Origin of the sequence: Mesorhizobium sp. M00.F.Ca.ET.216.01.1.1 (assembly GCF_004010325.2) — a bacterium.
Classification (GTDB): domain Bacteria; phylum Pseudomonadota; class Alphaproteobacteria; order Rhizobiales; family Rhizobiaceae; genus Mesorhizobium.
The window spans coordinates 1-279 of sequence record NZ_SADR02000635.1 but is presented as its reverse complement, the minus strand read 5'-3'; the positions used below and the strand labels follow the sequence as shown (position 1 = coordinate 279).

Here is a 279-nt window from a genome sequence, read left to right as displayed (position 1 = left end):
GCTTCGACCCCAAGGCGATCCACAAGGGCCGGACCTATGCGCTGCAGGCGCGCATCACCGTCGGCGAGCGGCTGATGTTCATCGCCGACACAAACCACCAGGTCGATCCGCTGGCCGGCACGCCCCAGGCGGTGTTGGTGAAGATGCCGCGCTGACGTCGCGCGCCGGCTGGACGGCCGCGACTTTTCACTCTGGAAACCGTGTTCACCGGAATAAACCGGCAGCGCCAAGCGTTGACTTATGCAGATGGCGGGCAAGCAAGGGGACATATGTCCCTTC

The 279-nt window shown here is 64.2% G+C and carries 1 protein-coding gene; it reads left to right on the top strand.

The window, feature by feature from the left end; genetic code table 11:
* Positions 1 to 155: YbaY family lipoprotein (locus EN859_RS37730; RefSeq protein WP_189502623.1), on the top strand; the 155-nt coding region annotated here is incomplete at its 5' end.
* Positions 156 to 279: the final 124 nt, after the last annotated feature.